General features: G+C 62.5%; 25 protein-coding genes. 15 read left to right on the plus strand and 10 right to left on the minus strand.

Annotated features, from left to right (window positions below; genetic code table 11):
• Positions 1-14 precede the first annotated feature (14 nt).
• Positions 15-866 carry an IclR family transcriptional regulator gene (locus NKH17_RS21255; protein WP_352647913.1) on the minus strand — a complete coding sequence of 284 codons (852 nt, stop codon included), beginning with the start codon at positions 864-866 and terminating at the stop codon, positions 15-17.
• A complete protein-coding gene (locus tag NKH17_RS21260; protein ID WP_352898391.1) occupies positions 866-2008 on the minus strand; it encodes an extracellular solute-binding protein in 1143 nt (380 codons plus the stop codon). Before NKH17_RS21260 ends, NKH17_RS21255 begins: the two co-directional genes overlap by 1 nt.
• Before the next feature lie 637 nt (positions 2009-2645).
• Here NKH17_RS21260 and cyoA point away from each other — a divergent pair.
• The 6 genes from cyoA (at position 2646) to NKH17_RS21290 (ending at position 8489) form a co-directional block, all read left to right on the plus strand.
• Positions 2646-3569, plus strand: a complete 924-nt coding sequence (cyoA, locus tag NKH17_RS21265; RefSeq protein ID WP_352972196.1) for a ubiquinol oxidase subunit II — start codon at positions 2646-2648, stop codon at positions 3567-3569.
• A gap of 2 nt (positions 3570-3571) precedes the next feature.
• Complete coding sequence (gene cyoB / locus NKH17_RS21270) at positions 3572-5578, plus strand: cytochrome o ubiquinol oxidase subunit I (protein WP_352898386.1); 2007 nt, start codon at positions 3572-3574, stop codon at positions 5576-5578.
• Positions 5575-6213, plus strand: coding sequence for a cytochrome o ubiquinol oxidase subunit III (cyoC, locus tag NKH17_RS21275; RefSeq protein ID WP_352898384.1), 639 nt, complete (start codon positions 5575-5577; stop codon positions 6211-6213). Before cyoB ends, cyoC begins: the two co-directional genes overlap by 4 nt.
• The gene (cyoD, locus tag NKH17_RS21280; RefSeq protein WP_352898382.1) at positions 6210-6638 is read left to right on the plus strand and encodes a cytochrome o ubiquinol oxidase subunit IV; all 429 of its coding nucleotides are present in this window, start codon (positions 6210-6212) and stop codon (positions 6636-6638) included. The genes cyoC and cyoD overlap by 4 nt, the downstream gene beginning before the upstream one ends.
• Positions 6639-6919: 281 nt before the next feature.
• Positions 6920-8107: a DUF3182 family protein gene (locus tag NKH17_RS21285; protein WP_352898379.1), complete on the plus strand. Its 1188-nt coding sequence runs from the start codon at positions 6920-6922 to the stop codon at positions 8105-8107.
• Between the two features lie 160 nt (positions 8108-8267).
• The gene (locus NKH17_RS21290) at positions 8268-8489 is read left to right on the plus strand and encodes a hypothetical protein (RefSeq protein WP_254815792.1); all 222 of its coding nucleotides are present in this window, start codon (positions 8268-8270) and stop codon (positions 8487-8489) included.
• Between the two features lie 41 nt (positions 8490-8530).
• Here the strand turns inward: NKH17_RS21290 and NKH17_RS21295 are convergent, their stop codons facing one another.
• Both NKH17_RS21295 and NKH17_RS21300 read right to left on the minus strand, forming a co-directional pair.
• Positions 8531-8854, minus strand: a complete 324-nt coding sequence (locus tag NKH17_RS21295; RefSeq protein ID WP_352476950.1) for a hypothetical protein — start codon at positions 8852-8854, stop codon at positions 8531-8533.
• A 109-nt stretch (positions 8855-8963) separates the two neighbouring features.
• A complete protein-coding gene (locus NKH17_RS21300; protein ID WP_352476949.1) occupies positions 8964-9401 on the minus strand; it encodes an Lrp/AsnC family transcriptional regulator in 438 nt (145 codons plus the stop codon).
• Positions 9402-9529: 128 nt separating this feature from the next.
• Here NKH17_RS21300 and rocF point away from each other — a divergent pair, with 128 nt between their 5' ends.
• Positions 9530-10450, plus strand: a complete 921-nt coding sequence (rocF, locus tag NKH17_RS21305; protein WP_352476948.1) for an arginase — start codon at positions 9530-9532, stop codon at positions 10448-10450.
• A 3-nt stretch (positions 10451-10453) separates the two neighbouring features.
• Positions 10454-11521 (plus strand): ornithine cyclodeaminase, encoded by a 1068-nt coding sequence (ocd, locus tag NKH17_RS21310; protein ID WP_352898376.1) that lies wholly within the window; start codon positions 10454-10456, stop codon positions 11519-11521.
• 16 nt (positions 11522-11537) lie between these two features.
• On the opposite strand, the gene NKH17_RS21315 is transcribed toward ocd, so the two are convergent.
• A complete protein-coding gene (locus tag NKH17_RS21315) occupies positions 11538-11699 on the minus strand; it encodes a hypothetical protein (RefSeq protein WP_254815787.1) in 162 nt (53 codons plus the stop codon).
• Positions 11700-11969: 270 nt separating this feature from the next.
• Here NKH17_RS21315 and NKH17_RS21320 point away from each other — a divergent pair, with 270 nt between their 5' ends.
• The 4 genes from NKH17_RS21320 (at position 11970) to NKH17_RS21335 (ending at position 17384) form a co-directional block, all read left to right on the plus strand.
• Positions 11970-13919: a PrkA family serine protein kinase gene (locus NKH17_RS21320; protein ID WP_254815786.1), complete on the plus strand. Its 1950-nt coding sequence runs from the start codon at positions 11970-11972 to the stop codon at positions 13917-13919.
• 19 nt (positions 13920-13938) lie between these two features.
• Positions 13939-15261, plus strand: coding sequence for a YeaH/YhbH family protein (locus tag NKH17_RS21325; RefSeq protein WP_352647931.1), 1323 nt, complete (start codon positions 13939-13941; stop codon positions 15259-15261).
• Positions 15261-16799, plus strand: a complete 1539-nt coding sequence (locus tag NKH17_RS21330; protein ID WP_254815784.1) for a SpoVR family protein — start codon at positions 15261-15263, stop codon at positions 16797-16799. Before NKH17_RS21325 ends, NKH17_RS21330 begins: the two co-directional genes overlap by 1 nt.
• A 330-nt stretch (positions 16800-17129) precedes the next feature.
• Positions 17130-17384: a hypothetical protein gene (locus NKH17_RS21335; protein WP_352898373.1), complete on the plus strand. Its 255-nt coding sequence runs from the start codon at positions 17130-17132 to the stop codon at positions 17382-17384.
• Positions 17385-17451: 67 nt separating this feature from the next.
• Here the strand turns inward: NKH17_RS21335 and NKH17_RS21340 are convergent, their stop codons facing one another.
• Positions 17452-17697, minus strand: a complete 246-nt coding sequence (locus tag NKH17_RS21340; RefSeq protein ID WP_352897540.1) for a hypothetical protein — start codon at positions 17695-17697, stop codon at positions 17452-17454.
• Positions 17698-17746: 49 nt separating this feature from the next.
• Positions 17747-19747, minus strand: a complete 2001-nt coding sequence (locus NKH17_RS21345) for a protein-L-isoaspartate(D-aspartate) O-methyltransferase (RefSeq protein ID WP_352898371.1) — start codon at positions 19745-19747, stop codon at positions 17747-17749.
• Positions 19748-20051: 304 nt separating this feature from the next.
• Here NKH17_RS21345 and NKH17_RS21350 point away from each other — a divergent pair, with 304 nt between their 5' ends.
• Together NKH17_RS21350 and NKH17_RS21355 are read left to right on the plus strand one after the other, a co-directional pair.
• Positions 20052-22463 (plus strand): phosphoketolase family protein, encoded by a 2412-nt coding sequence (locus NKH17_RS21350; protein WP_352803216.1) that lies wholly within the window; start codon positions 20052-20054, stop codon positions 22461-22463.
• Positions 22463-23644, plus strand: coding sequence for an acetate/propionate family kinase (locus NKH17_RS21355; protein WP_352477097.1), 1182 nt, complete (start codon positions 22463-22465; stop codon positions 23642-23644). The genes NKH17_RS21350 and NKH17_RS21355 overlap by 1 nt, the downstream gene beginning before the upstream one ends.
• Before the next feature lie 34 nt (positions 23645-23678).
• Here NKH17_RS21355 and NKH17_RS21360 read toward each other — a convergent pair whose 3' ends face one another.
• Positions 23679-24761 carry a sensor histidine kinase gene (locus tag NKH17_RS21360; RefSeq protein WP_352476942.1) on the minus strand — a complete coding sequence of 361 codons (1083 nt, stop codon included), beginning with the start codon at positions 24759-24761 and terminating at the stop codon, positions 23679-23681.
• A 130-nt stretch (positions 24762-24891) separates the two neighbouring features.
• Positions 24892-25107, minus strand: coding sequence for a KTSC domain-containing protein (locus tag NKH17_RS21365; RefSeq protein ID WP_352476940.1), 216 nt, complete (start codon positions 25105-25107; stop codon positions 24892-24894).
• A gap of 128 nt (positions 25108-25235) precedes the next feature.
• Between NKH17_RS21365 and NKH17_RS21370 the strand changes: the two genes are divergently transcribed.
• A complete protein-coding gene (locus NKH17_RS21370; protein WP_352476939.1) occupies positions 25236-25853 on the plus strand; it encodes an alpha-ketoglutarate-dependent dioxygenase AlkB in 618 nt (205 codons plus the stop codon).
• 42 nt (positions 25854-25895) lie between these two features.
• On the opposite strand, the gene NKH17_RS21375 is transcribed toward NKH17_RS21370, so the two are convergent.
• Complete coding sequence (locus tag NKH17_RS21375) at positions 25896-26360, minus strand: NUDIX hydrolase (protein WP_352647946.1); 465 nt, start codon at positions 26358-26360, stop codon at positions 25896-25898.
• Between the last annotated feature and the right edge of the window lie 74 nt (positions 26361-26434).

Genomic DNA, 26434 nt, shown 5'->3' on the forward strand with positions numbered 1-26434 from the left:
CCCTGTATTTCTTGTCAGTTGCTGAACGGATAGTCCCGCCGTTCCGGGTCGGCACGTGAAGAGACGGCAGCTTCGCCCGCGCCCAGCGCCGCCGATATCGTCTCGGCCGCCGCCTTAGTCCGTTCAAAGACGGTGCTGCGATCGAAGCGCGCGGCCTTTTGCGGCAGGAACGGGACGGTGAGCGCGGCAATGACCGCGCCGGTATGGTCGCGCACCGGCGTCGAGATGTTGATGCAGCCCTCGACAGCCAGCGAGGCGCGCATTTCATAGCCGAGCCTTGCGACTTCGTTCAGCCGCGCTTCGATTTCCGCCCGGCTGCCTTGGCCTTCGCCTGCAGCGACGATCCGCTCCACGATGCGGTCGCGCTCGGCGCGGCTCGAATGCGCCAGCAGCACCGCGCCGGAACTCGTTTCGAGGATCGGGAAATGCGAGCCAAGGGCAACCGAATAACGCATCGGCAAAGGCGAATCGATCTGCAGCACGACCAGTGCGCTCTTGCCTTCGCGCACGACGAGATGGCAGCTCTGGTCGGCATTGGCGGCGAGGCCGCGCATCACCGGCAGCGCGCATTCGACCAGGCGGTTCACCGGGGGATGCATATGCGCCAGTTCGAACAGCTTCAGCGACAGGCGGAAGCGGTCCGATTGCGTCCGGAAAATGTAGCCGCGCTTCTCCAGCAGCAGCAGGATGCGATAGATCTCGTGAATGGAACGCCCCATTCCGGTGGCGATCTCGGTCTGGGTCAGCGGCTCGCCGCTGGCAGCCATGAATTCCAGTATGTCGAGCGCCTTCTCCACAGCGGGCACGCGGTAGCCGTTGCGGCCGCTTTCGCCTTCGTCGACGATCTGGGCAATATCGGTGGCCATTACGCGACGCTCCGTTGCGGCTGGCCATGCCTGGTCTCGCGATAGAGCCGGTTCAGCCGGTCCGCGAGCTCCGCCGCCGGCAATTCGCCGGTGATGGCCGCCGCGGCGTGAGGGGCGCATTGGCGGAAGAAGCTGATGAAGCCCGGATGGGTCGGGCGAAGATAGGAAGCTTCGATCGTCGCCAGCGTCGAGGCGAAGAAGCCGCCTGAGAGAGCGTTGACCTCGGCATCCTGCCACGCCGCCAGCGATCCCGGCTGTCCGCCGGATTTCACGTAGTCGCCGCGCTGATAGCCGGGCGAGCACAGAAACAGCGCGTAATCGACGGCTGCCTGCTTGTGTTTCGATTGAGCGCTGACGCCGATGCCGGCACCGCCGAGCAAGGCGCCGGCGGATCGCGGCGTCGGCACGTCGGCGAAGCGCAGATACGGCCTGTCTGCCCTGGAGGCGTAGTTCACATAGCCGAAGGCGAACGGCACGTAGACCACGTCGTCATGCGCGATCATATGATCGTAGCAGCGGATCGGGTTCCATTTCGGCGAGTTCGGGTGCGACAGCGCCGTAAGCTGGCGCAACTGCCCGACGGCTTGCGCGATTTTTTCCCCAGCAATGAACTCGTCGCCGTCTTCGCGGGGCTCACCGAGCGTCAAAAGCAGGCACATGGCATCAGTCGGCACCAACGGCAGCCCAAGCCATCTGCCGTCCTTCAAGGCGCGCCGGCCGAGCTCCAGCACCTCGTCATGGCTGTGCGGCAACGAACCGTAGCGCTCCAGTAGATCAGGGCGATACGAGGCAACCTGGCAGGCAGCATCGATCGGCAACGCCCATTGGCGCCCGTCCCTCGCGTAGGATTGCCAGGATGCGCCGACCGAATCCCGTTCGAAGCCGCGGCGCTGCTCAGCCGACAAATCGAACGGCACCATCAGCCCGCCTTCGGCAATATCGCCGATGAACGGATGGTCGAACACGACAAGATCATAGGCGCCGAGCACCGGACCAAGCGCGCCCTCGCCGAACTCATAGAGGCTGCGGCGGTCCCATTCGATCTCAAGACCGGGATTGGCGGCGCAATACGGCCCGATGCTGGCCTCGAGCGGCCCCCAGCAGCGTCGGTGATCCCACGCGAGGCCGCGCAGTCTTGTCATGCCGAAATTCCTCCCAGAGCCGCCCATGCGCCGGCCCAGCCGATTAGTAGCAACTATTTTCACCTACACAAGTAGTTTTTACATACGCAAAGCCGAACTCGTTTCCGGTTGGCAGAAAGCCGCCCAGCCGCCCCTGGTTCGCATCGCGTTGCCGCCCTGCGCTGCAACCAAAGGCTGCGGTGGATCTAGGTTTTTGGGAACTTTCGCGACGAACATTCGTTCGGTTGGCGCAGCCCTCCAGAGCAGCATCACTGGAATCAGCAGCCACGTCGCAGGGAGCGGACTAAATGGACCAACTATGGGCGCGGCCATGAACCGGTTTGCCGCCTTGGCATTCGCCACGTTTCTGGCGATAACTTCGATCTGGGTACTGTTTCTGGTTTCTTAGGGATTTTGGTTCTGGTTTTCTTAGGATTTGGCTCTGGTTGCTTGGGATTTGCCGCTGGTTTTTTAGGATTTGGAGGGGTTCTCGACAGGTCGACCGCTTAACGATGACATCCGCCGCATGTGGTTCTGCGAGCCGGGGCCCCCGTGCGTGAAGAAACTGTCGCCAGGAGCACACCGGCGCGCACATTCGGGGTTGGCAGCCACGCTGCCTGCAACGTTCCAATCGGTTTTCAGGACACGGCGAGATCTCATGTTGCTGAGGGCGATCGTTCGAAATTGTGCGGCCATCCGTGTTGGCCGCGTCGGCGCCACGATGCTGCTTGCCGCGCTGCTTGCCGGCTGCCAGGGCGGCGTACTCGACCCGCAAGGACCAGTCGGCGCCGCGCAGCGGACGATCCTGCTCAATTCGGTCGCCATCATGCTGGCCATCGTCATCCCGACGATCCTGGCGACACTCGGTTTTGCCTGGTGGTTCCGGGAAACCAACACAAGGGCGCAGTACCTGCCGGAATGGGCCTATTCCGGGCGCATCGAACTGGTGGTCTGGTCGATCCCCATCCTCGTCATCCTGTTTCTGAGCGGCATCATCTGGATCGGGTCGCATGACCTCGATCCAATGAAGCCGCTGGATTCCCAGCAAAAGCCGCTCGAGGTGCAGGTCATCTCGCTCGACTGGAAATGGCTGTTCATCTACCCCGAGCAGAATATCGCGAGCATCAATCAGCTTGTGGTACCGGCGGGCAGGCCGGTGCATTTCTCGCTCACCTCGGCAAGCGTGATGAATGCGTTCTTCGTGCCTCAGCTCGGCGGCATGATCTACACGATGAACGGCATGACGACGCAGCTTCACCTGCAGGCGGATCAGCCCGGCGAATTCTATGGGCGGTCGGCCCATTTCAGCGGCGACGGTTTTCCAGGTATGCAATTCGTGCTGCATGCCGTCGCAGCGGATGCCTTCGACGCGTTCGTCAATTCGGCGCGAAGCCGGGGACAGGCACTCGACAAGGCCAGCTACCACGAACTAGCCAGACAGAGCATCGACGTGCCACCTTCAACCTATCGCTCGGTCGAGCCGGACCTTTTCCATGAAATCGCGACGCAGGGCGTTCCGCCCGCGCCCGGTCCCCAGGCCGATCGCCCCGAGCCGGGCGTATCGCCCAAGACAGGAGGTTGACAATGCTCGGAAAATTGAGCTGGGACGTCATTCCGTTCGATCAGCCTCTGCCGATGATCGCCTCGGCGGTCGTCGCCCTGACAATCCTCGGCGTGCTGGCCTGGGTCTTCCTGGCCGGCCATTTTCCCTATCTGTGGCGCGAATGGATCACCAGCGTCGATCACAAGCGGATTGGCGTGATGTACACGCTGCTGGCGCTGCTGATGCTGCTGCGCGGCTTCAGCGACGCCGTCATGATGCGGTCCCAGCAGGCCCTCGCCTTCCAGGCGCCCGGCTATCTGCCGCCCGACCACTTCAATCAGGTCTTTTCCGCCCACGGCACCATCATGATCTTTTTCGGGGCGATGCCGTTCGTCATCGGCCTGATGAACCTGGTCGTGCCGCTGCAGCTCGGCGTCCGCGACGTTGCCTTTCCAACGCTCAACTCGGTGAGTTTCTGGCTCACCGCCACCGGCGCGCTGCTGGTCAACATCTCGCTGGTGATCGGCGAGTTCGCGCGCACCGGATGGCTGCCCTATCCGCCGCTCAGCGAGACCGCCTACTCGCCGGGCGTCGGTGTCGATTACTATCTGTGGGCGGTGCAGATAGCGGGTGTCGGAACGCTGCTCACCGGCATCAATTTCGTCACCACGATCCTGAAGATGCGGGCGCCCGGCATGAGTTACCTCAGGATGTCGATGTTCTGCTGGACTTCGCTCGCCGCCAGCCTGCTCATCGTCGCCGCGTTCCCGATCCTCACAGCCACGCTCGCGATGCTGACGCTCGACCGCTATTTCGGCTTTCATTTCTTCACCAACGAAGCCGGCGGCAACATGCTGATGTTCGTGAACCTGATCTGGGCCTGGGGCCATCCCGAGGTCTACATCCTCGTCCTGCCGGCGTTCGGCATCTTCTCGGAGGTCATCTCCACCTTCTCCAGCAAGCCGCTGTTCGGCTACCGCTCGATGGTGGCCGCGACACTCTTCATCTGCATCGTTTCCTTCATGGTGTGGCTGCACCACTTCTTCACCATGGGCGCCGGCGCCGACGTCAACGCTGCGTTCGGCATCGCCACCAGCATCATCGCTGTCGGTACCGGCGTGAAGATCTACAACTGGATGTTCACCATGTATGGCGGCCGCATCCGCTTCGCGACCCCAATGCTGTGGTCGCTGGGCTTCATGGTGACGTTCGTCATCGGCGGCATGACGGGCGTGTTGCTGGCGGTGCCGCCGGCCGATTTCCTGCTCCACAACAGCCTGTTCTTGGTGGCGCATTTCCACAACGTCATCATCGGCGGCGTGCTGTTCGGCGCCTTCGCCGGATATACCTACTGGTTTCCCAAGGCATTCGGTTTCCGGCTGCACGAGGGCTGGGGCAAGCTGGCCTTCTGGCTGACGCTGATCGGGTTCTACGCCACCTTCGTGCCGCTCTACGCCGTCGGCCTGCTCGGCATGACCCGCCGCATGCAGCATTTCGACGTGCCGGCCTGGTATCCCTGGGTGCTGGTTGCGGGCGCCGGCATGATCATCACCACCGCCGGCGTGGTCGCGCAGATCATACAGCTCGTCGTCAGCATCCGGCAGCGTGCGGCGCTTCGAGATTCCACAGGGGATCCCTGGGACGGGCGCTCGCTGGAATGGGCCACGCCCTCACCGCCGCCGGTCTTCAACTTCGCGGCGCTTCCGCACGTCGAGGGCGAAGAGCCCTACTGGAGCATCAAGCAGCGGGCACGCGAGCAAAACCGCCTGCGCGACGAGCCTGAATACGAGCCGATCGAGATGCCGCGCAACAGTCCCACCGGGTTCATCTGCGCCTTCTTTGCGACCGTGATGGGTTTCGCTCTCATCTGGCACATCTGGTGGATGGTGGCGCTCGGCGCGCTCGGTGCTTTCGCTACCTTCGTCGTATTCGCATGGCGCGACATACCCGAATACGTCATTTCTGCCGCCGAAGTCGCCCGGATCGACCGCGCCAACCGAAGCGCGCGCCGCGAGGCACTGGCTACTTACACGGGGCCAAGGCCATGACCGCGATAGACGTTCGAGAGCGTGACCCTTACCGTATCCATGGCGGGCACGGCCATGCACCCGGCGGCCCGGCCCCGATCCGGATCGTCGTCGGCTATGGCTTCTGGATCTTCCTTCTGAGCGACATCGTGATGTTCTCCGCCTTCTTCGCGGCCTATGCCGTGCTGGCGGGCAAGACGGCGGGCGGACCAAGCGGGGCCGAGCTGTTCAACCTGCGCAACGTCGCGATCGAGACGGCCGCTTTGCTGTTGTCGAGCTTTACCTGCGGTCTCGCCGGCCTTGCCGTGACAGCGCGGCGAAGCTCCTGGTTCTATGTCGCGATGACTGTCACCTTCGTGCTCGGCGCCAGCTTCATCCTGCTCGAGTTGCGCGAGTTCGTGCATATGGTTGCCAGTGGTGCCGGACCGACGCGCAGCGCTTTCCTGTCGGCGTTCTTCACGCTGGTGGGATGCCATGGCCTTCACGTCACGGCGGGGCTGCTGTGGCTGCTCACGATGATGGCGCAGATCTTCGCCAAGGGATTCCGCGACGATATTCTTCGGCGTTTCATGTGCTTCAGCCTGTTCTGGCACGCCCTCGACATCATCTGGGTCGCGCTGTTCACCGTGGTCTATCTCCTGGGAGCAAGTCGATGAGCAATGCGGATGATCGCCACGCGCAACGGCGCGACACCCATGGCCTGGAGCGCTACGACATCGATACGGCGCCGGGTGACGAATACCTCGGCGACACCGACGTCGGATCCGGGCTACGCGGCTATGTGATCGGCCTCGGGCTGGCAACGCTGCTGACCATCGCCTCGTTCTGGTTGCCCGGAACCGACCTGGTATGGGCACCCGGCGTTCCGGTGGCGCTGGTCGTGCTGGCGATCGCCCAGATGGGCGTGCATCTCGTCTTCTTCGTGCACATCACGACGGGACCGGACAACACCAACAACGCCCTGGCGCTTGCCTTCGGCGTGCTGATCGTAGTTCTGGTGATCGGCGGCTCGATCTGGATCATGGCCAATCTCGACCACAATTTGATGCCGATGAACGCGATCATGAACATGAACCGCTGATTTAGCGATTATTCCGGCCATCGGCCGCAGTTCATGCGACAGCGAACTCCGGTCTCAAGCCCGTTCGAATGTGCCGACGACGTCGGCGTCTCCCAGGACGTGTGGGGCGGCCTCCTTCAGCACGTCGTCTACGGCGGCCTTCTCGCCGGGACGCAGCGTCTCGACGTCGACCGCAAGAAGCTCCGGGCAGCCACCCGGTCAAACCCGCAGCCGGCCGTTGGCCGGAACATTCGCCGCGCCAACGGGTTTTTTGGTTCGGACGCATTGCCGCGGAAACGGCAATGGGCTCGGCAATGGACGAAGGGCGCGACATGACCGGGCTAAGCGGTAGGCAATCAAGCGGGGCGAAAGGTGTTGTGGTCGCATTCTCCGCGCCGGGCGGCGAGACCATCTACGCCCATGAACGGGAAACCGTCGCTGCCGTCGCGCGCACGATTGCAGCGTTGAAGGGATTTTCCTTCCGCCAGGGCCTGCGTGAAGGTGGCGGTGACAGCGGCGGGCTGTACTTCGTGCCGGACGACAGCCTGCTTGCTGCCGATGCGGTTCAACTGGGCATAAACGGGCCCGACGATCTCTTCGGCGGGGTGGTGCCCTGGCGCCTCGCAACCACCAAGGCCATAACCCACGAGCTGGTGGACGGATCGGCGGCACGGCCAAAAGAATGGCCCGCCGGCTTCGGCAGCGCCGTCGCCGCGGCCGTACTGCCCGGCTACACTGCATTTTCACGCCATGACGCGCTGCGCGCAGCGCAACGTCTGCTGGAGCTCGGGCTGGTCCGGTTCAAGCCACCGCGCGCTTCGCGGGGCCGCGACCAGCACACCGCCGCGACAGTCGGCGATGTCGAAAGGCTGCTGGACCAATATCCATCGTCTGAGCTAAGCGAATACGGCCTTGTTCTCGAAACGCAGCTTCGCGACATCGTTACGCTGAGCGTTGGCAGAACCATGATCGACGAATTGTCGATCAGCTATTACGGCACCCAGCGGACGACGACCGACAACGACGGACAGCCCGTTTACGGCGGATCCGATCTGGTTGTGGTGCGCGGCGGATGGGAGGCGCTGGATGAGCTGCGATTATCTCCGGCGCTGGGTTTGGCCGTGGCGCAGGCGAGGACCTATGACGCAGCGATGGATGGCTATCCAGGATTCTTCGCTTCGCGACGCAACTACGACATCGGCCAAGGTGTCGATTCCTCGGGCATCTGGCGATCGGGTGTGCTGGAAGCCAGCTGGCGGATCGGTGGCAGCAGCAGCGCCGAGCTGGCAGCGATGGACGCCATGACGCGCGACCCCGACATGCAGATCGTGCATGTCTCCGCCGTCAAGCAGTTCGGCAGCACTGCGCGGCTGCCGCCGAACGCGGCAATCCATTTCCACGGGGAGGACCCGGAGGAGGGTCAAATCACGCGTTACACCGTCGTGACCCAGGCGATCCGAGGGCCGATCGGAGAAGCCGGCCGATTCTAGCCATGTCAGGTTGAAGTCAAGCACGCCTCCGGCAGGGAACATCCACAAATGGCCCGAGTTTGTTTCGGGCAGGCAGCAAGTCAGAAAAGGCCCAGGCCCTGAAATGGGTGGCGGGCGTGCAATGGCGGCCTTGCCTGCAGGAGTGGTTACGGAAATCGCCATGCCAACCGTTTACGACAAACGACAGGATCCGGAAGGCCTCTGGGAGGTCTATGACAGCGAGAGCGACGAAGCCGTCGTGGTCGATGGCTTGCCGCTTTCCGGTCTCGACGAAAGCGAAGCCGATGAAGCGATTGAAAAGCTCAATCGCGGCGAGCTGACGTCGGACAACATCCCCGAGACAGCTCGGTCAGGGTGGCCTCCGACCAAGGATGGATTGTGATGACGGCCTGACGGACGTCACCGAGGCGATCGGTCGCGGATCTACGACGAGGCCTTGACCCCGAGCTTGCGGGCCTTGTCCTCGAAGTCGTCACGAATGTCCTCGATCGTCGGCAGATGCAGTCGGCGCAGCTGGGCGTGCAACTTTTTGGCAGCGTCGGAATTCAGGTCGCGCCTGAAGTTGGTCGCGACCTCCTCGGCCGAGCCGTAGCGGCGATAGCGCTCAATCTCGGTCTTCGTGGCCTGCTGGACGTGTTCGAGCGTCTTGCGCTCGGCATCGGATTTTCCGTCCGGTTTGGCTCGCATGACCGGGTTGAAGGCTTTGCTGATAACGAATTCGACCAGTTCCTGCTGGGCGTGAGCCATGATTGTTCTCCCTCGAAGGAGGCCTGTCCGAGCCCAACCACGGCGGCAATTGAAGGTTCCGCGGCTTCGGATTTCGTTGCCGCTACAGGGCAAGGTGGTTACTCGAGGATCACAGCCGAGCCTTGGTGGTGCGTGGCGTTGCCAGGAGCAGGCTTGTTTCGCTGCCGGTAATTCCGGGGATCAGGCGGATACGTCTCAGCACCGCGTCGAACTCGCTCAGGGTCTGGGTTCCGAGTTCTATCACCAGATCCCAGCGGCCATTGGTGGTGTGGATGGTCGAGACCTCGGAGAAGCCACCCAGCGCCCGAATGACGCGATCGGCGGCGTGGCCTTCGATCTCGATCATCATGATGCCACGCACGCGCTGATCGACCGCGTCGGCGCGCAGAATGACGGTGTAGCCGACGATGACGCCGTCCCTTTCAAGCCGCTCGATCCGGGACCTTACCGTCGCCCGGGAGACACCCAGGCCGACGGCAAGATCGGAAATGCTGCGCCGGGCGTCGTGCCGCAAAGAGGTGATGATCTGCTCGTCGAGCTGGTCCATGATTGCTCACAACGGAAGTAGATGATGCCACTATGGTAAGGCATTTCGACAAATTTGCCAATTTGACATGTTCATTTTGCCAGCGATGCGGGCTTCAATAAAGGCATCGCAATTGGCGGGGTATGAGAATGCATTGCACGATCGTGGGCGCACCGATCCAGGCCGGCTCAGGCCGCATGGGCTGCGAGATGGGGCCGAGTGCGCTGCGCACGGCCGGCCTGGCCACCGCATTGACCGAGCTCGGCCATACGCTGACCGACCTCGGAACGATCGTCCCTGCCGATATGCGTCCCGTCGTACACGGCAACGCGGCGGTGAAGGCGCTGCCGGAAATTGCCGCCTGGACGGCAGCAATCAGCGAAACGGCCTATGCCGCGAGCGCCGATGCGATGCCGATCTTTCTCGGCGGCGACCACAGCATTTCGGCCGGCACGCTCGCCGGCATTGCCCGCCGGGCGGCGAATGCCGGCCGGCCGCTCTTCGTGCTGTGGCTCGATGCGCACCCCGATTTTCATACGCTCGACACGACCACCAGCGGCAATTTGCATGGTGTGCCGCTGGCCTATGCCAGCGGGCAGCCCGGCTTCGAGGGCTATTTCCCCCGCCTTGCAGCGCAGGTGGACCCGGCTCGCATATGCGCGCTGGGGATCCGCAGCGTGGACCTGGCGGAACGGGAAGCGTTGCGCAGAGCCGGCGTGACGGTCCATGACATGCGTTCGATCGACGAGCACGGCATTGCGCAACTGCTTCGCGCCTTTCTCGAACGGGTGAGCGCCGCCAACGGCATGCTGCACGTCAGCCTCGACGTCGATTTTCTCGACCCGTCGATCGCCCCGGCGGTCGGCACCACCGTTCCCGGCGGCGCCACCTTCCGCGAGGCGCATCTGGCGATGGAAATGCTGCATGACAGCGGCCTCGTCACCAGTCTCGACCTGGTCGAGCTCAACCCTTTTCTCGACGAACGCGGCCGCACAGCCACGCTTTTGGTCGACCTGACAGCGAGCCTGATGGGCCGGCGGATCATGGATCGCCCGACGAGGGGGTTCTGAGCCATGACCGTGAATTTGAACATCGTGCCGTTCGTCAGCGTCGACCGCATGATGAAGCTGGTGCTTGCCATCGGCATCGAGCGCTTCCTGCTCGAGCTTGCCGCCTATATCGAAGAGGATTTCAGGCGCTGGGAGCTGTTCGACAAGACACCGCGCATCGCCTCGCACAGCGTTGACGGCGTCATCGAGCTGATGCCGACCAGCGACGGACAGCTTTACGGGTTCAAATACGTCAACGGGCATCCGAAGAACACGCGTGACGGCCGCCAGACCGTGACCGCTTTCGGCGTGCTTGCCGATGTCGGCAACGGCTATCCGATGCTGCTTTCGGAAATGACCATCCTGACCGCGCTCCGAACCGCCGCAAGCTCGGCCGTCGCGGCGAAATACCTTGCTCCCGAGGCCGCCAGGTGCATGGCGATCATCGGCAATGGTGCGCAATCGGAATTCCAGGCGATTGCCTTCAAGGCGCTGCTTGGCGTCGACAGGCTGCGTCTCTACGATATCGACCCGGCGGCCTCGACGAAATGCATGAGGAACCTTGCCGGCATGGGTTTCGACATCAAGCTCTGCGCGTCGGCGCAGGAAGCCGTTGAAGGTGCAGAGATCATCACCACGGTTACCGCCGACAAGCGGTCGGCAACAATCCTGACCGACAACATGGTCGGATCCGGCGTGCACATCAACGCGGTGGGCGGCGACTGCCCGGGCAAGACCGAGCTGCATCGCGACATACTGCTGCGCTCGGACATTTTCGTCGAATATCCGCCGCAGACGCGCATCGAAGGCGAGAGCCAGCAGCTCGATGCGAATCATCCGCTCACCGAATTGTGGCAGGTGATGACAGGAACGGCAGCAGGCCGGACGGATGCCCGACAGATCACATTGTTTGATTCCGTCGGCTTTGCGATCGAGGATTTTTCCGCGCTGCGCTACGTCCGTGATCAGCTGCAGCGGACCGGCCTTTACGAGGAACTAGACCTTCTGGCCGATCCCGATGAGCCGCGCGACCTGTTTGGCATGCTGCTCCGCGCCGAAAAAGCGACCGGGCTGGCGGTTGCCGGCAGCTGAGCTGCGATCCCGTCGGTCAGTCCTTCTTTTCCTGATACAGGCGCTCGGTCGCACGCTCGCTTTCCCTGCGCTCCGCCGGGCCGCGACGGCGCTGCGTGAGCAGGGCGTAGGCGATCAGGACTGCCAGCAGCAGTGGACCGCCTGCAACAACGAGCAACCACAAACTATTCCCAGACATCGACCGTCTCCTTTCCCTCACAACCGGAAAGGACCCGAACCGTTCCTCCGTCTTGTTGGATGTCGCCCGCAGGACGTGGTGCGATTCAGGATTTTGTGCCGCGAGCAGGACGTTCCACGCCTTGTCTGCACTCAGGATGCCCTTATCTAGACTCTTATCGTTCGGTCACATGCACTCTCTGCGAAGTGAAGGGAACCACAAGGGCTTTCCAACATTTGGTTGTTCAAGAGACAAACATGCAGCCACATCGGCTCCGGGGCTAGGAATACCATGCGTGAGAATCAATCCGACGTCTTCGATCTGTTTTCCGAGGTTTACAAGAATGCGGCGCAGGAGGAGATAAGCCTCCAGCAATATCTGCTTGCCTGCCGCGAGGACAAGTCGATGTACGCCTCGGCGCCCGAGCGGATGGTCGAGGCGATCGGCGAGCCGACCTTTGTCGATACCAGCAAGGACGAGCGGCTCGGCCGTATTTTTTCGAACCGGACGATCAAGATCTATCCGACCTTCGCCGACTTTTACGGCATGGAGGATACGATCGAGCGTATCGCCGGTTATTTCCGCTACGCGTCGCAAGGGCTCGAGGAACGCAAGCAGATCCTCTATCTCCTCGGCCCGGTCGGCGGCGGCAAGTCCTCGCTTGCGGAGCAGTTGAAAAGGCTGATGGAGCAGCGTCCGATCTATACGCTGAAGGTCGGCGGCCAGGTCAGCCCGGTCTTCGAATCGCCGCTCGGGCTGTTCGATCCCGACCGCATGGGCGATCTTTTGGAGGACAAATACGGCATCGCCCGGCGGCGGCTGACCGGCCTGATCTCGCCCTGGGCGGCCAAGCGCCTCGACGAATTGTCCGGCGACATCTCCAAATTCAGCGTCGTCAAGCTGATGCCGTCCAGGCTTCGCCAGATCGGCATCGCCAAGACCGAGCCGGGCGACGAGAACAACCAGGACGTTTCGGCCCTGGTCGGCAAGGTCGACATCAGGCAGCTGGAAAACTTCAGCCAGTCCGATCCGGACGCCTATTCCTATAGCGGCGGGCTGAACCGGACGACGCAAGGACTGCTCGAATTCGTCGAGATGTTCAAGGCGCCGATCAAGGTGCTGCATCCGCTGCTGACCGCCACCCAGGAAGGCAGCTACAACGGCACCGAGAATTTCGGCGCTTTCCCCTATCAGGGCATCATCGTTGCCCATTCCAACGAATCGGAATGGCTGCAGTTCAAGAACAACAAGAACAACGAGGCGTTCCTCGACCGCATCCTGGTGGTCAAGGTGCCGTATTGCCTGCGCGTCACCGAAGAGCGGCAGATCTACGAGAAGCTGTTGCGCGAAAGCGAATTGGCTAACAGCCCCTGCGCTCCGGAAGTGCTCGACATCCTCAGCCGGTTCACCGTCTCGACCCGCCTGGCCGAACACGACAATTCGCCGCTCTACACCAAGATGCGCGTCTATGACGGCGAGAACCTCAAGGAAACCGATCCCAAGGCGAAGTCGGTCCAGGAGTACCGAAACGCGGCCGGTGTCGATGAAGGCATGACCGGCGTCAGCACCCGCTTCGCCTTCAAAATCCTGTCGCAGACCTTCAACTACGACACCGAAGAGGTGGCCGCCGATCCGGTGCATCTGATGTACATCCTGGAAGAGGCGATCAAGCGCGAGCAGTTCCCGAAGGAAACAGAGGCGGACTATCTCGATTTCATAAAGTCGGAGCTGGCCACCCGTTATGCCGAGTTCATCGGCCACGAGATCCAGAAGGCCTATCTGGAATCGTACAGCGAATACGGCCAGAACCTGTTCGACCGCTACATCGCCTATGCCGATGCCTGGATCGAGGATCAGGACTACAAGGATACCGATACCGGCCAGATCCTCAATCGCGAGGTCTTGGACAATGAACTGTCGCAGGTCGAAAAGCCGGCCGGCATCGCCAATCCCAAAGACTTCCGCAATGAAGTGGTGAAGTTCACGCTGCGCGCGCGGGCCAGAAACCATGGCCGCAACCCGTCATGGACAAGCTATGAAAAGCTGCGCGAAGTCATCGAGAAGCGGATGTTCGGGCAGGTCGAGGACCTGCTCCCGGTGATCAGCTTCGGCTCCAAGCAGGACAGCGTGACGGAGAAGCGGCATACCGAATTCGTGCAGCGGATGATCCAGCGCGGCTACACCGAGCGCCAGGTCCGCCGGCTGGTGGACTGGTACATGCGGGTGAACAAGGCGGGTTGAAGCCAGCCCGGGGTAACATATGCCGATCTTCATCGATCGCCGACTGAACCCGAAGGACAAAAGCCTCGGCAATCGGCAGCGTTTCCTGCGGCGGGCGCGCGAAGAGTTGAAGCGCACCATCCGCGATCAGATCCGCACCGGCAAGATCGCCGACGTGGACGCCGAGCATGCCGTTTCGATGCCGGCGCGGGGCACCGGCGAGCCGAGCTTCAACGATGCCAGGAACAGCGGCAGCCGCCAGCACGTCCTGCCCGGCAACAAGCATTTCTCCCCAGGCGACCGGCTGCCCAAGCCCGGCCAGGGCGGTGGCATGGGGTCCGCCCCGGGGAGAACCGAATCAGAGGACGATTTCCGTTTCGTGCTGTCGCGCGAAGAGGTGCTCGACCTCTTTTTCGAAGACCTCGAACTGCCTGACATGGTCAAGCTCAACCTCAAGGAGATCCTCGCCTTCAAGCCGCGCCGGGCCGGCTTCGCCGCGACCGGCTCGCCGACCAACATCAATGTCGGGCGCACGATGCGCAACAGCCATGGCCGCCGCATAGCGCTCAGGCGTCCCAAGCAGGAGGACCTCGATGCGATCGCGCAGGAGATTGCGTCGCTGGAGGCGAAGCCGCAAAACGTCGAGACGCGCCAGCGCGTCGTGGCGCTGCAGGAAGAGTTCGATCGACTGGAGCGTCGCCGCAAGCGGATCGCCTATGTCGACCCGGTCGATATCCGCTTCAACCGCTTCGACGCACAGCCGGTGCCGAACGCCAACGCGGTGATGTTCTGCCTCATGGACGTGTCCGGTTCGATGGGCGAACGCGAGAAGGATCTGGCCAAGCGCTTCTTCGTGCTGCTGCACCTGTTCCTGAAGCGGCGCTACGACCGGACCGAGGTGGTCTTCATCCGCCACACCCACGAGGCGCAGGAGGTCGACGAGGAAACCTTCTTCTACAACACCCAGAGCGGCGGTACGGTGGTTTCCACCGCGCTCGAGGAGATGCACCGCATCGTCGAGCAACGCTATCCCAGCCGCGAATGGAACATCTATGTCGCCCAGGCCTCGGACGGCGACAATTTCGTCACCGATTCCGAGCGCTGCATCGCCCTGCTCGACGAACAGATCATGCGGCTCTGCCAGTATTTCGCCTATGTGGAGATCCTCGACGAGCGCGAGAGCCATATCTTCGGCGCTACCGACAACGGCACGTCGCTGTGGCGTGCCTACAGTGCGGTCAAGCTGAGGTGGTCGAATTTCCAGATGAGCCGCATCGCCACCGCGGCCGACATCTACCCGGTTTTCCGCCAGCTCTTCGCCAGACAGCCGGGCTATCAAAAGAGCGGTGAAAGAGGGGGCTGATGGCGAGCAGATCCGGGCTGCTGTTTTCCGGTTCCGACTGGGATTTCAGGACGCTGTCGCGCGCCTACGAGACCATCGAGGCGATCGCCACCGAAGAGCTCCACCTCGACACCTATCCGGTACAGATGGAGATCATCTCGTCCGAACAGATGCTCGACGCCTATTCCTCGGTCGGCATGCCGCTGATGTACCGGCACTGGTCCTTCGGCAAGCACTACCTCTACCAGGAACTGCTCTATCGCAAAGGCGGGCGAGGGCTCGCCTATGAACTCGTCATCAATTCGAATCCCTGCATCGTCTATCTGATGGAGGAAAACACCATGGCCCTCCAGGCCCTGGTGACGGCGCACGCGGCACTCGGCCATAACCATTTCTTCAAGAACAATTATCTTTTCCGGCAGTGGACGGACGCCGGCGCCATCCTCAGCTATCTCGACTTTGCCAAGGGCTACATTGCCCGCTGCGAGGAGCGGCATGGCGTCGATGCGGTGGAAGAGATCCTCGATGCCGCACACGCGCTGATGGAACAGGGCGTGTTCAGATATCACCGGCCGCCGAAGCTGTCGTCGGAAAAGCAGCGCGAGGGCCTTCGCGAGCGCCTGGAATACGAGGAGCGCTCCTACAACGATCTGTGGCGCACGCTGCCGCCGTCCAAGGACGGCACCAAGGTCCGCGAGACGGACACCATGGCGGAGCGCAAGAAATCGCTCAAGCTGCCCGAGGAGAACCTGCTTTATTTCCTGGAGAAGAACAGCCTGATCCTGGAACCGTGGCAGCGTGAGGTTATCCGGATTGTCCGCGTTATCGCGCAGTATTTCTATCCACAGCGCCAAACGCAGGTGATGAACGAGGGTTGCGCCACCTTCGTGCATTACACGCTGATGAACCTTTTGTTCGACCGCGGGCTGATCGGCGAAGGTGCCATGCTGGAGATCCTGCGCAACCATTCGAACGTGATCTTCCAGCCGGGCTTCGACGATCCGCGCTTTTCCGGTATCAACCCTTACGCGCTGGGTCTTGACATGATGCAGGACATCCAGCGCATCTCGACCGCGCCGACGGCCGAGGACCGCGACTGGTTCCCCGATATCGCCGGCAACGGCGACTGGCGCCAGACCTTGCTGGACGCCTGGGCCAACCATCGCGACGAGTCCTTCATCCGCCAATATCTGAGCCCTACCCTGATACGGAAATGGCGGTTCTTTGTGCTTGCCGACGCTGCCAACGACCCCCATTACGAAGTCGCCTCGATACACAATGAGCGCGGCTACGAGAGTATCCGCAGCGCACTCGCCCACAGCTACGACATCGGCGCCAGCCGGCCGGACATCCAGGTGGTGGATGTGGACCTGCTCGGCGACCGGCATCTGCGCCTGCAGCACAAGGTCAAGGACGGCATCGTGCTGGAAGGCGGCAGCCGCGACGCCACGCTGCGCCACATCCGCAAGCTCTGGGGCTACGAGGTCAGCATGGTCGCGGTCGACGCGCAGACCGGCGCCAGGCTCCACGAACGCTCGACCAGCCAGATCGGGGAATGACCGAACAGCCCGCCGGCGAAGTCGGGCGCCTTTTCAGGATCACCAACCACCCTATCTACGCGCGGAGCACGAGGGCATGGTCGGGAGCAGGAAACATGCGCGCATTGACGATCGCCACGCTTCTGTTGTCGCCGTCTCGATGGCGCTCTCGCTCGCGCACGCCTTGGAATTGCCCGGCAAGTTGCGCCTCAAGGAGGCCACCTACAGATCAGTGCAGCCATCTACTATCCCGGCTTCACGATCGGCGGGTTCGCCGAGATCGGCGGCATCATTGCACTCGCCGTCCTGCTTTACCTGACGCCCTATCCAAGCGCGCGATTCTGGTGGACCTTGGCGGCGCTTGTCTCGTTGCTGGCGGAGCACGCGACCTATTGGTTGGTCACACACCCCGTCAATAATTTCTGGGTGCAAGACACTGTCCTGCCGAAATCCGCCGCGACGTTTTTTTCAATGTTCTCTCGAAAGCAGACCGGCGACTGGAGAGATTTGCGCAACGCCTGGGAGGCTTCGCATGTCGCCAGGGCAGGCCTGGCAATGCTGAGCCTCGTCTCAATTGCTGTCGCCGCGACATTTTTTGCCGAATAGCCCCAGGCAACAAGGTCAGGGGACGGACCCGGCGCCGTATTGTCTTAACGTCAAGCGATCCGGCCGTTCAGCGGTCGGCGCGATGCTTGTTGTGGGCGCTTTCCTGGTGCTCGCCGCGGATGATGTGGCGATCGTCGGGATCGGCAATATCCTTTGGGTCCGATCTGAGCTCGGCACCGCGCCGGAACGCCTCGCGCTCTTGCCTGGTCTTTTTCAAATCCGCTTCCGCGTCGAAATCCTTGCCGGCGTTTTTCGTGTTCTCGCGCTCTTCGATGATGCGCAATTGCTGCTCATGAGTCTTCTTTCCGGCCATTGGTGACCTCCTTCCTTTCGATTTTCCGCTTGCCCAACGTCCAGATTCGCTACAGCCCGAAAGGATAAGTCTCGGGAAGGCCTGTCCCCGCATGCTCCGGCCCTAGCGGCGTGACGGCATTGGTTTCATCGAACCAGACGAAAGCATCGAACTGGCGGGCGAGCGAGGCGTCCGCATAGTGGCTGTGCAGCTCGGTCTCGGGCCGATAGATGACGCCGATAAAGCGTTCCAGCCGGCGCTCCAGAAGCCGTTGGCGCAGCGTGTCGTCGCGCTCGAAATCGAGCAGGAAAGGCGAGACGCCGCTGTCGTGGCAAAGCCGCTCATAGCTGTCGTTGTGGGAAGGCCGAACCGGTTTCACTTCCATGTCGCCGTCCCAGTCGGTGGCAGCGGCCACCGTCCCGGAATGCGTACTGAGCCCAATCAAGGCAGCCTCGTCGCCAAGACGCTGGCGGCAGAGCTGGCCGATGTTCAATTCGTCCCTGACGATCCCCATCTCGGTATAGCGGGCATCGCCAATATGGGAATTATGCGCCCACACCACCGCCTTGGCGTTCGGGCCGCGGGCCTGCAGCAGGTGCTCCAGCGTTTCGAACATGTGGGTGTCGCGCAGGTTCCAGGATTGCGCGCCACCATAATACATGGTGCGGTAATAGCGCTCGGCGGAGGCGACCAGGCGGGCGTTCTGGGTGGCGTCGAGGAAATCGAACCCGTCCTGCTGCGCATAATCGAGCTCTCTGGCAAGCAGTTCCCGGCATTGCTCAAGCACGGCCTTCTCGCATTTCTGGTAACCGGAAGTGAGTGCGACACGGCCATAGGTGGCCGGGTCGTTCTGCCACGGAGTCAGGCAGCCGTAGCGTTCGCGTGCGATCCTTGCCGCCTGCGGATCGACCCGGTCGAGATATTGCAGGACCGCCGCGATCGACCCGCCCATATTGTAGATGTCGAGGCCATAGAACCCGGCCCGCCGGGAGGATATCCTGATCCGCTCATTATGCTCTCGCATCCAGTCGACGAACGCCGCGACGTCGGTGTTGCGCCACATCCAGGTGGGAAAGCGCTGGAACGGCGGATCGGCGCCCGGCCGTGGTGGCCGGTGGCGGACGTAACGGTCGATCGCCGCGGCATCGGGCCAGTCGGCCTCGACCGCGACGATGGTGAAGCCATGCTTCTCGATCAGCCTGCGCGTGATCGCCGCGCGCGCACGATAGAACTCCGACGTGCCGTGGCTGGCTTCGCCGAGCGAGACGACGCGGCGGTCGGCAAACCGGTCGAACAGCGCACCGAAGGCCGGATCGTCGAAATCCGGAAGCGGTTCGGCGGCGGCCGCTATCATCTGCGGCAGGCTGCTCCTGCGCTGATGCCGGTGCGGAAGATCGGCCGCTATCTGGCTGTCGCTGCCTGGCTCGCCCCAGCCTTGCTCGCCGATCAGCGGAACAAACCGCACGCCGCCGAAATCCTCCTCGGTGTAAGTTGCTGCGCCGGTCCGGGTGACCTTGAGCAGGCGCTGCGCGTCGAATTCGTCGCCGACCGGGATGATAAGCCGGCCGGCGACGTCGAGCTGTTCCTGCAGAGCGAGCGGTGCGCCGGGGCCAGCGGCGGCAACCAGGATCGCATCGAAGGGTGCAGCCTCTGGCCAGCCCTTGGTGCCGTCGCCGGTGCGGACTGCGATATTGTCGTAGCCAAGCTTTTTAAACCGCTGCCTTGCCGTTGCAGCCAACGCGGCGTGGCGCTCGATGGTGTAGACACGTTCGACGATCCGGCTCATTACGGCAGCCGCATAGCCCGAGCCGGTGCCGATCTCGAGAACATGGTCACCGGCTCCGACCTCGGCCATTTCGATCATCAACGCAACGATATAGGGCTGCGATATCGTCTGACCTTCGGCGATCGGCAGCGGCCCGTCCTCATAGGCAAATTCTTCAAAACCGGGCTCGACGAAAGCCTCGCGCGGGACCTCGCGCATCGCCTGAAGGACATTGCGGTCGCGAATGCCACGGCGGCTTAGGTGAATGTCGACCATCTGGTTGCGGGCATGGGAGAGATCGAGCATTTTTTGCTCCTCCTACGGGCCTCCGCCACAATCGCCCAAGCTGCTCAACGGCACTTTGGCCAGTCGATGTCCCGGGGGCCTCGGCAGTCCCCTTGGATTCATGCAATGCGGTGCATCTTCCTAACCGTTGGCAAGCCCCGAGGTTCCTCAAAAGACCGACCCGCTTTTTGTCGGGCGAGGCGGATTGCAGGATCGGCGAGCGGGAGCTGGCCGCGCCCGCCCAAACTTATTTCGAGGCAAATCCTTTCTCCGAGGCGACGCCACTCCAGATAACGACGGACGAGGGTATTCCGGAGGCATTTCCATGAACGACGAGGCCCGCACCACTGCGCAAACAACCGGCCTTGACCAGATGGATCTGATGGACCGCTACTGGCGCGCCGCGAACTACATTTCGGTTGGCCAGATCTATCTGCTCGACAATCCGCTCTTGCGCGAGCCCTTGCGGCCCGAGCACATCAAGCCACGGCTGCTCGGCCATTGGGGCACGACGCCCGGCCTCAATTTCATCTATGTGCATCTGAACCGGATCATCCGTGAACGTGGTCTCGATGTTCTTTTCATCTGCGGGCCGGGTCACGGCGGCCCGGCAATGGTCGCGAACACCTGGCTCGAGGGCACCTACAGCGAAATTTATCCCGAGATCGGCAGGGATGAAGACGGCCTGCGAAAGCTGTTCCGGCAGTTCTCGTTCCCCGGTGGTGTGCCGAGCCACGCTGCCCCGGAGACACCCGGCTCGATCCACGAAGGCGGAGAGCTCGGCTATGCGCTGGTCCATGCCTTCGGCGCCGCCTTCGACAATCCGAACCTTGTGGTTGCCTGCGTCGTCGGCGACGGCGAAGCCGAGACCGGCCCGCTCGCCGCGGCCTGGCATTCCAACAAGTTCCTGAACCCGGCATCCGACGGTGCCGTCCTGCCGATCCTGCATCTCAACGGCTACAAGATCGCCAGCCCCACGATCCTCGGCCGTATGGAAGACGAGGCGTTGCGCAGCCTGTTCCTCGGCTATGGCTACGAAACCTTTTTCGTGGAAGGCCACGAGCCTGCCCCGATGCATCGGGAGATGGCCCGCACGCTCGATACCGTGCTCGACCGGATCCACTCCATCCAGGAGCCTGCACGAGCCGCGGGCTGGAAGGGAGAGCGGCCGCTGTGGCCGATGATCGTGCTGCGCAGCCCAAAGGGCTGGACCGGGCCGAAAGAGGTCGACGGCAGACGAGTCGAGGATTTCTGGCGCTCGCACCAGGTCCCGGTGTCGAACGCACGCGGCGATGCGGCGCACCGCCAGATCCTCGAAGACTGGATGCGCAGCTACGAACCGAAGACGCTGTTCGATGAAGGCGGGCATCTCCTGGCGGAGCTCGCGGCGCTGGCGCCCACAGGGCCAAGACGCATGGGCGCAATCCCCTACGCCAATGGCGGCCTGCTGAAGCAAGACCTCGTGCTTCCCGACTGGAAAGGCCTGGCGCTCGACGTACCGCGTCCGGGCGGCACTGTTGGGGAGGCAACGCGGACCGTGGGGAGCTATCTTCGCGACGTGATCCGCTTGAACGCCGAGGCCAGGAATTTCCGGCTGATGGGACCCGACGAGACGTCCTCGAACCGCCTCGACGACGTGTTCGAGGTTACGGACCGGGTCTGGATGGAGCGGATCGAGCCTTACGACGTTCATCTTTCCCGCGGCGGCCGCGTCATGGAAGTGCTCAGCGAGCACCTTTGCCAAGGCTGGCTGGAGGGCTATCTGCTGACCGGCCGCCACGGCCTGTTCTCGTGCTACGAGGCGTTCGTCCACATCGTCGATTCCATGGTCAACCAGCACGCCAAATGGCTGAAGACCTCCGGCGAACTTGCCTGGCGCAAGCCGATCGCCTCGCTAAACTACCTGCTGACCTCGCATGTCTGGCGGCAAGATCACAACGGCTTCAGCCATCAGGATCCGGGCTTTGCCGATTTCGTCGCCAACAAGAAGGCCGACACGGTAAGGCTCTATTTCCCGCCGGATGCAAACACGCTGCTGTGGATCACCGACCATTGCCTGAAAACCTACAACCGCATCAACGTCATCGTCGCCGGCAAGCAGCTGGCGCCGCAATGGCTGTCCGCCGAGGACGCGGAAGCGCACTGCAAGGCCGGCGCGGGCATCTGGGAATGGGCCGGGACGGTTGCCAAGGGCGAAGATCCGGATGTGGTCCTGGCTTGCGCCGGCGACGTGCCGACGCTGGAGACGCTTGCCGCAGCCGACATCCTGCGCTCGGGCGTTCCGGACCTGAAGATCCGCGTCGTCAATGTCGTCGACCTGATGATTTTGCAGTCGAATTCCGAACATCCGCATGGCTTTGCCGACGACAGATTCGACGCGCTGTTCACCAAGGCCAAGCCGGTCATCTTCGCCTATCACGGCTACCCCTATCTCATTCACCGTCTGACCTATCGGCGCGCCAACCACGACAACATGCATGTGCATGGCTTTCGCGAGGAAGGCACGACGACGACGCCGTTCGATATGGTCGTGCTTAACCAGCTCGACCGCTATCATCTGGCGCTCGCCGCGATCGCGCGTGTGCCGGGGCTGGCCGAGCGGGCGAAGGAGCTTGCCGCGGCGCTGCATGGGAAATTAGCTGAGCACAAGGCCTATGTCCGCGAACATGGCGAGGACATGCCCGAGATCCAGAAATGGTCCTGGCCACAGGACGGCGCGACAAGGGCCGGCGATTGATGCTACGATCGATCCTTGCGTTGAATGCCGGCTCGTCGAGCATCAAGTTCGGACTTTACGACCTTGCAGCATCCGCCGAGCTGGATCTTGCGTCGCGCGGTTCGCTGGATCTGGGCGATGCGCCAAGGCTGACCGCAAAAGCCGCCGATGGCGAGCTGCAGTGCGATCGGCCACTTGCCGCGGACGCATCGCCCGACATGGGCCTCGGCCAGATGCTGCAATGGATCGAGAACGAACTTGGCGGAAGGAAACTGATCGCCGCCGGCCATCGCATCGTCCATGGCGGACGCGAGTTCGTCGAACCTGTCCGCCTGACGCCGACAGTTATCGAGGCTCTCGACAGGCTGACGCCGCTTGCGCCACTGCACCAGCCGCGCAGCCTCGCACCAATCCGGGCGCTTGCCGCGCTGCGGCCCGACCTGCCGCAGGTCGGATGCTTCGACACGGCCTTCCATAGGACCATCGAGCCTCTGGTCAGCCGTTTTGCGCTGCCGCGCCGCTATGAGGCAGACGGCATCCACCGCTACGGCTTTCACGGGCTTTCCTACGAATATGTCGCGGGCCGGCTCAAGCAGATATCGCCCGATCTGGCGGCGAAAAGAACCATCGTCGCCCATCTCGGCAACGGGGCGAGCCTGTGCGCCATGCGCGACGGGAGAAGCGTCGATACGACGATGGGCTTTTCGGCGCTTGACGGCCTGGTCATGGGCACACGCTGCGGCGCCATCGATCCGGGCGTGCTTTTGTACCTCCTGCTGGAAAGAGGCGTTTCGGGAGAGGCGCTGCAAGACATGCTCTACGAGGAATCCGGCCTGCTCGGCGTGTCCGGCATTTCCGGCGACATGCGCACGCTGGAGGCCAGCGATGACCGCCGGGCGCGCGAAGCGGTGGAGCTTTTCGCCTTCCGCGCCGCCAGGGAAGTTGCCGCCCTCGCCAATACGCTGGGCGGGCTGGAATGCCTGGTCTTCACCGGCGGCATCGGCGAGCACTCTGCCGCGGCCCGCAAAGCGATTTGCGGCAGGCTTGGCTGGCTCGGCGTGGCGATCGACGAAGCCGACAACAGCTCCCATGAAGCGCTCATAAGCCAGGCGGACAGCAAGGTCGAAGTCCGCGTCATCGCAACCGACGAAGAAGGTGTAATCGCCCGCCACACGCGCAAGGTGATCGACGGGCCTGGCTGATGCGGATGGCCTTGAATGGCGCTTGCTCGGCCGGCTACGTCGCGACGGCGGCCGATCTGTTGAACACGATGGTCACCCGCGTTCCTTTGCCGGGGGCACAATCCACCTCGAACCGGGCTTTGGCATTTTCAATCAGCGATTGAGCGATCAACGCGCCGAGCTTGCCGGGTTTCGGCCAGGTCTCGCCTTCGGGCAGGCCGATGCCGTCATCGGCGACTACGATGCGAAAACCGTCTCCGTCGACGACGCTGCGCAGCGTGATCGTCCCGCCTTCGCGACCCAGAAAGGCGTGTTTCAGCGCGTTCGTCAAAAGCTCATTGACCACCAGACCCGTTGGCATCGCCACGTTGATGGACACGGGATAGGTATCGACCTTCATGTCCAGCCGGATGCCCTGCATGGCGTGCGACGTCATCACGGCGGAAGCGATCTGGCTGAGATAGACGCCAAGGTCCACTTCGGCCTTCTGTTCGTCGACCGACAGCGTCTGGTAGAGAATTGCGAGCGCATCGACGCGGCCGGCGAGGCGCTCGAAGCGTTTCTGATCGGGTGACGCCGCACTGCGGGCCTCCAATCTGATGAGAGCCGTGATCATCTGGAGATTGTTCTTCATCCGATGCTGCAACTCGCGCAGCAGCATGTCCTTTTCCCGAATGCGTTGTTCGATGGCCTCGCTGTCGCTTGCCTTGTGCGCGGTAACGTCGACAAGGGCGACCAGTCGAAAGGACCGTCGCCCGCGCTCGTCCTCGATCAGGTTCGAATAGACATCGACGATGGCTGGCGCTGCGGCAGCACGTTGTATCCTGAATGTTCCCGCACGATCGATATCCTCGACGATGGCCCGGGCCAGCGGCCGGTCCTTGTATTCGCTCAAGCCTTCTCCGCTCAGTGCGGCCCAGTTCCAGCGCTCGAGCTCGGCGACGGATACGCCTGACAATTTCTGGAACTCGGAATTGACATAGACGACACGTTCGTCGCCGCTGAGATCGGAAATTGCGATCGCGATCGGCAGCTGGTCGAGAAATCTCTTGAATTGTTCGCTATCCAGCACGCCCGCCAGATGCGGGGTATCGAGCAATTGCTGGAGCTGCTCGGTTTTTTCGACTTCGGCGGGCATTCCAGGCTTTCGATGTTTCCGGTGAAACCATGATCAATATCAGGTCGCTCACCAACTGCGAAGTCCGCTCATTGCCGCGCGGCTACGAATGGCGGAGAGCCGAGATCATGGTTGAGAAGCGTCGGAAGACTCAGCTCGAATGGCTCTGCTCGACCAGATGGTATTTATACCGGTCGCGAATATGTTCGTTGAAGAACCGGCCCTTCGACGAAGCCTTGCGGAACGCGGCGTGGACCTGCGGCGGAACGTCCTCGTAATCATAGCGGTTTCCGCTCGGGACGAACCACACCGAGAGTACCCTCGTCGCCGGCTGGTAGTCGATGTTTCTGATCGCAGTTGAAGGCATCTCGACAGCTCCAATGCTCGGCAGTGCTCCAATCCACGCCATCGTGTGAATAACCCTGCACGGAGAGCGAGGTTCCTTGCTGCCGAAGCAGCCTTGCCGCTACGGGCCGGCTTCACCAAGTACAGTTGATGCCACCGCTCAAGACATCGGCTGCAGCCCGTCAGGGCGATCTCTTTGCCGCCACCGACGACCTGCCGAAAGGATTCCGCTACCGGCCCGAACTGATCACGCCGGACGAGGAAGCAGCGTTGGCAAGCCAGCTCGACGGCCTGCCTTTTCAGCCCTTCGACTTTCACGGCCATCTGGCAAACCGGCGGGTGGTCGGCTTCGGGCTGCGTTACGACTACGACCGGCGCGAAGTCGTCGAAGCACCGCCGATACCCGGCTTTCTGCTGCCGCTCAGGGACAAAGTTGCAGCCTTTGCCCGCCTGCCGGCCGAAACCTTCGTGCAGGTGCTGATCAACGAGTACCGGCCGGGCGCCGGTATCGGCTGGCATCGCGACAAGCCTCATTTCGAAGTGGTCGCCGGCGTTTCGCTGCTGGCCGCCTGCAGCTTCCGCCTGCGCCGGAAAAACGGCACGCGATGGGATCGCAAGACGGTCACCGTCGAGCCAAGATCAGCCTATTTGATGACGGGTGCTGCGCGCAACGAATGGGAGCACAGCATTCCGCCGGTCGCCGAGCACCGCTATTCGATCACATTACGCACGCTGCGCGCTCAAAATTCGCTTGGGATAGCGCCGTAAGGCAAGCCAGGCGCCGCCCTGAAGTACTGAGCCGATACGATTTCATGGGTCGCCATGCCGACCGGCCAAATCCGCCAGCATGGCGCGCTGGCCTTTCAGTATCTTGAGGTTGGCTTCAGGCAGGGAGAACCAGCCCGCTCTGTCGACTTCGGCAAATTCCTTCATCGAGCCGGACCTTGGCGGCCATTCCATGACGAAGGTGTTGCTGCTTATGGCGTCGCTGTCGAAGTCCGCTTCGACGCACCATGCGACGACGAGCTTGCCGCCCGGCTGCCGGTAGCTGCCAAGGTGTTCGAAAACTCCATCGATGGCGACCCCGAGCTCCTCTTCGGCTTCGCGTTTTGCCGCCGCCAGTTCGTCCTCGTTCTCGTCGACCAGGCCCTTCGGGATCGACCATGCGCCGTCGTCCTTCTTCGCCCAGAATGGGCCGCCGGGATGCACCAGCAGCACCTGAAGTGAACCTCGGCTTTGGCGATAAATGAGCAACCCTGCGCTGCGTTTGGCCATTCCGCTATTCCCCTGACGAAAATGAACCGAATGTTCTCGTCCGGGCCGGCGTATGGACCAGCCTGCCACGGCGG

The sequence above is a fragment of the Mesorhizobium sp. M1334 genome (assembly GCF_040317995.1).
Classification (GTDB): Bacteria; Pseudomonadota; Alphaproteobacteria; order Rhizobiales; family Rhizobiaceae; genus Mesorhizobium.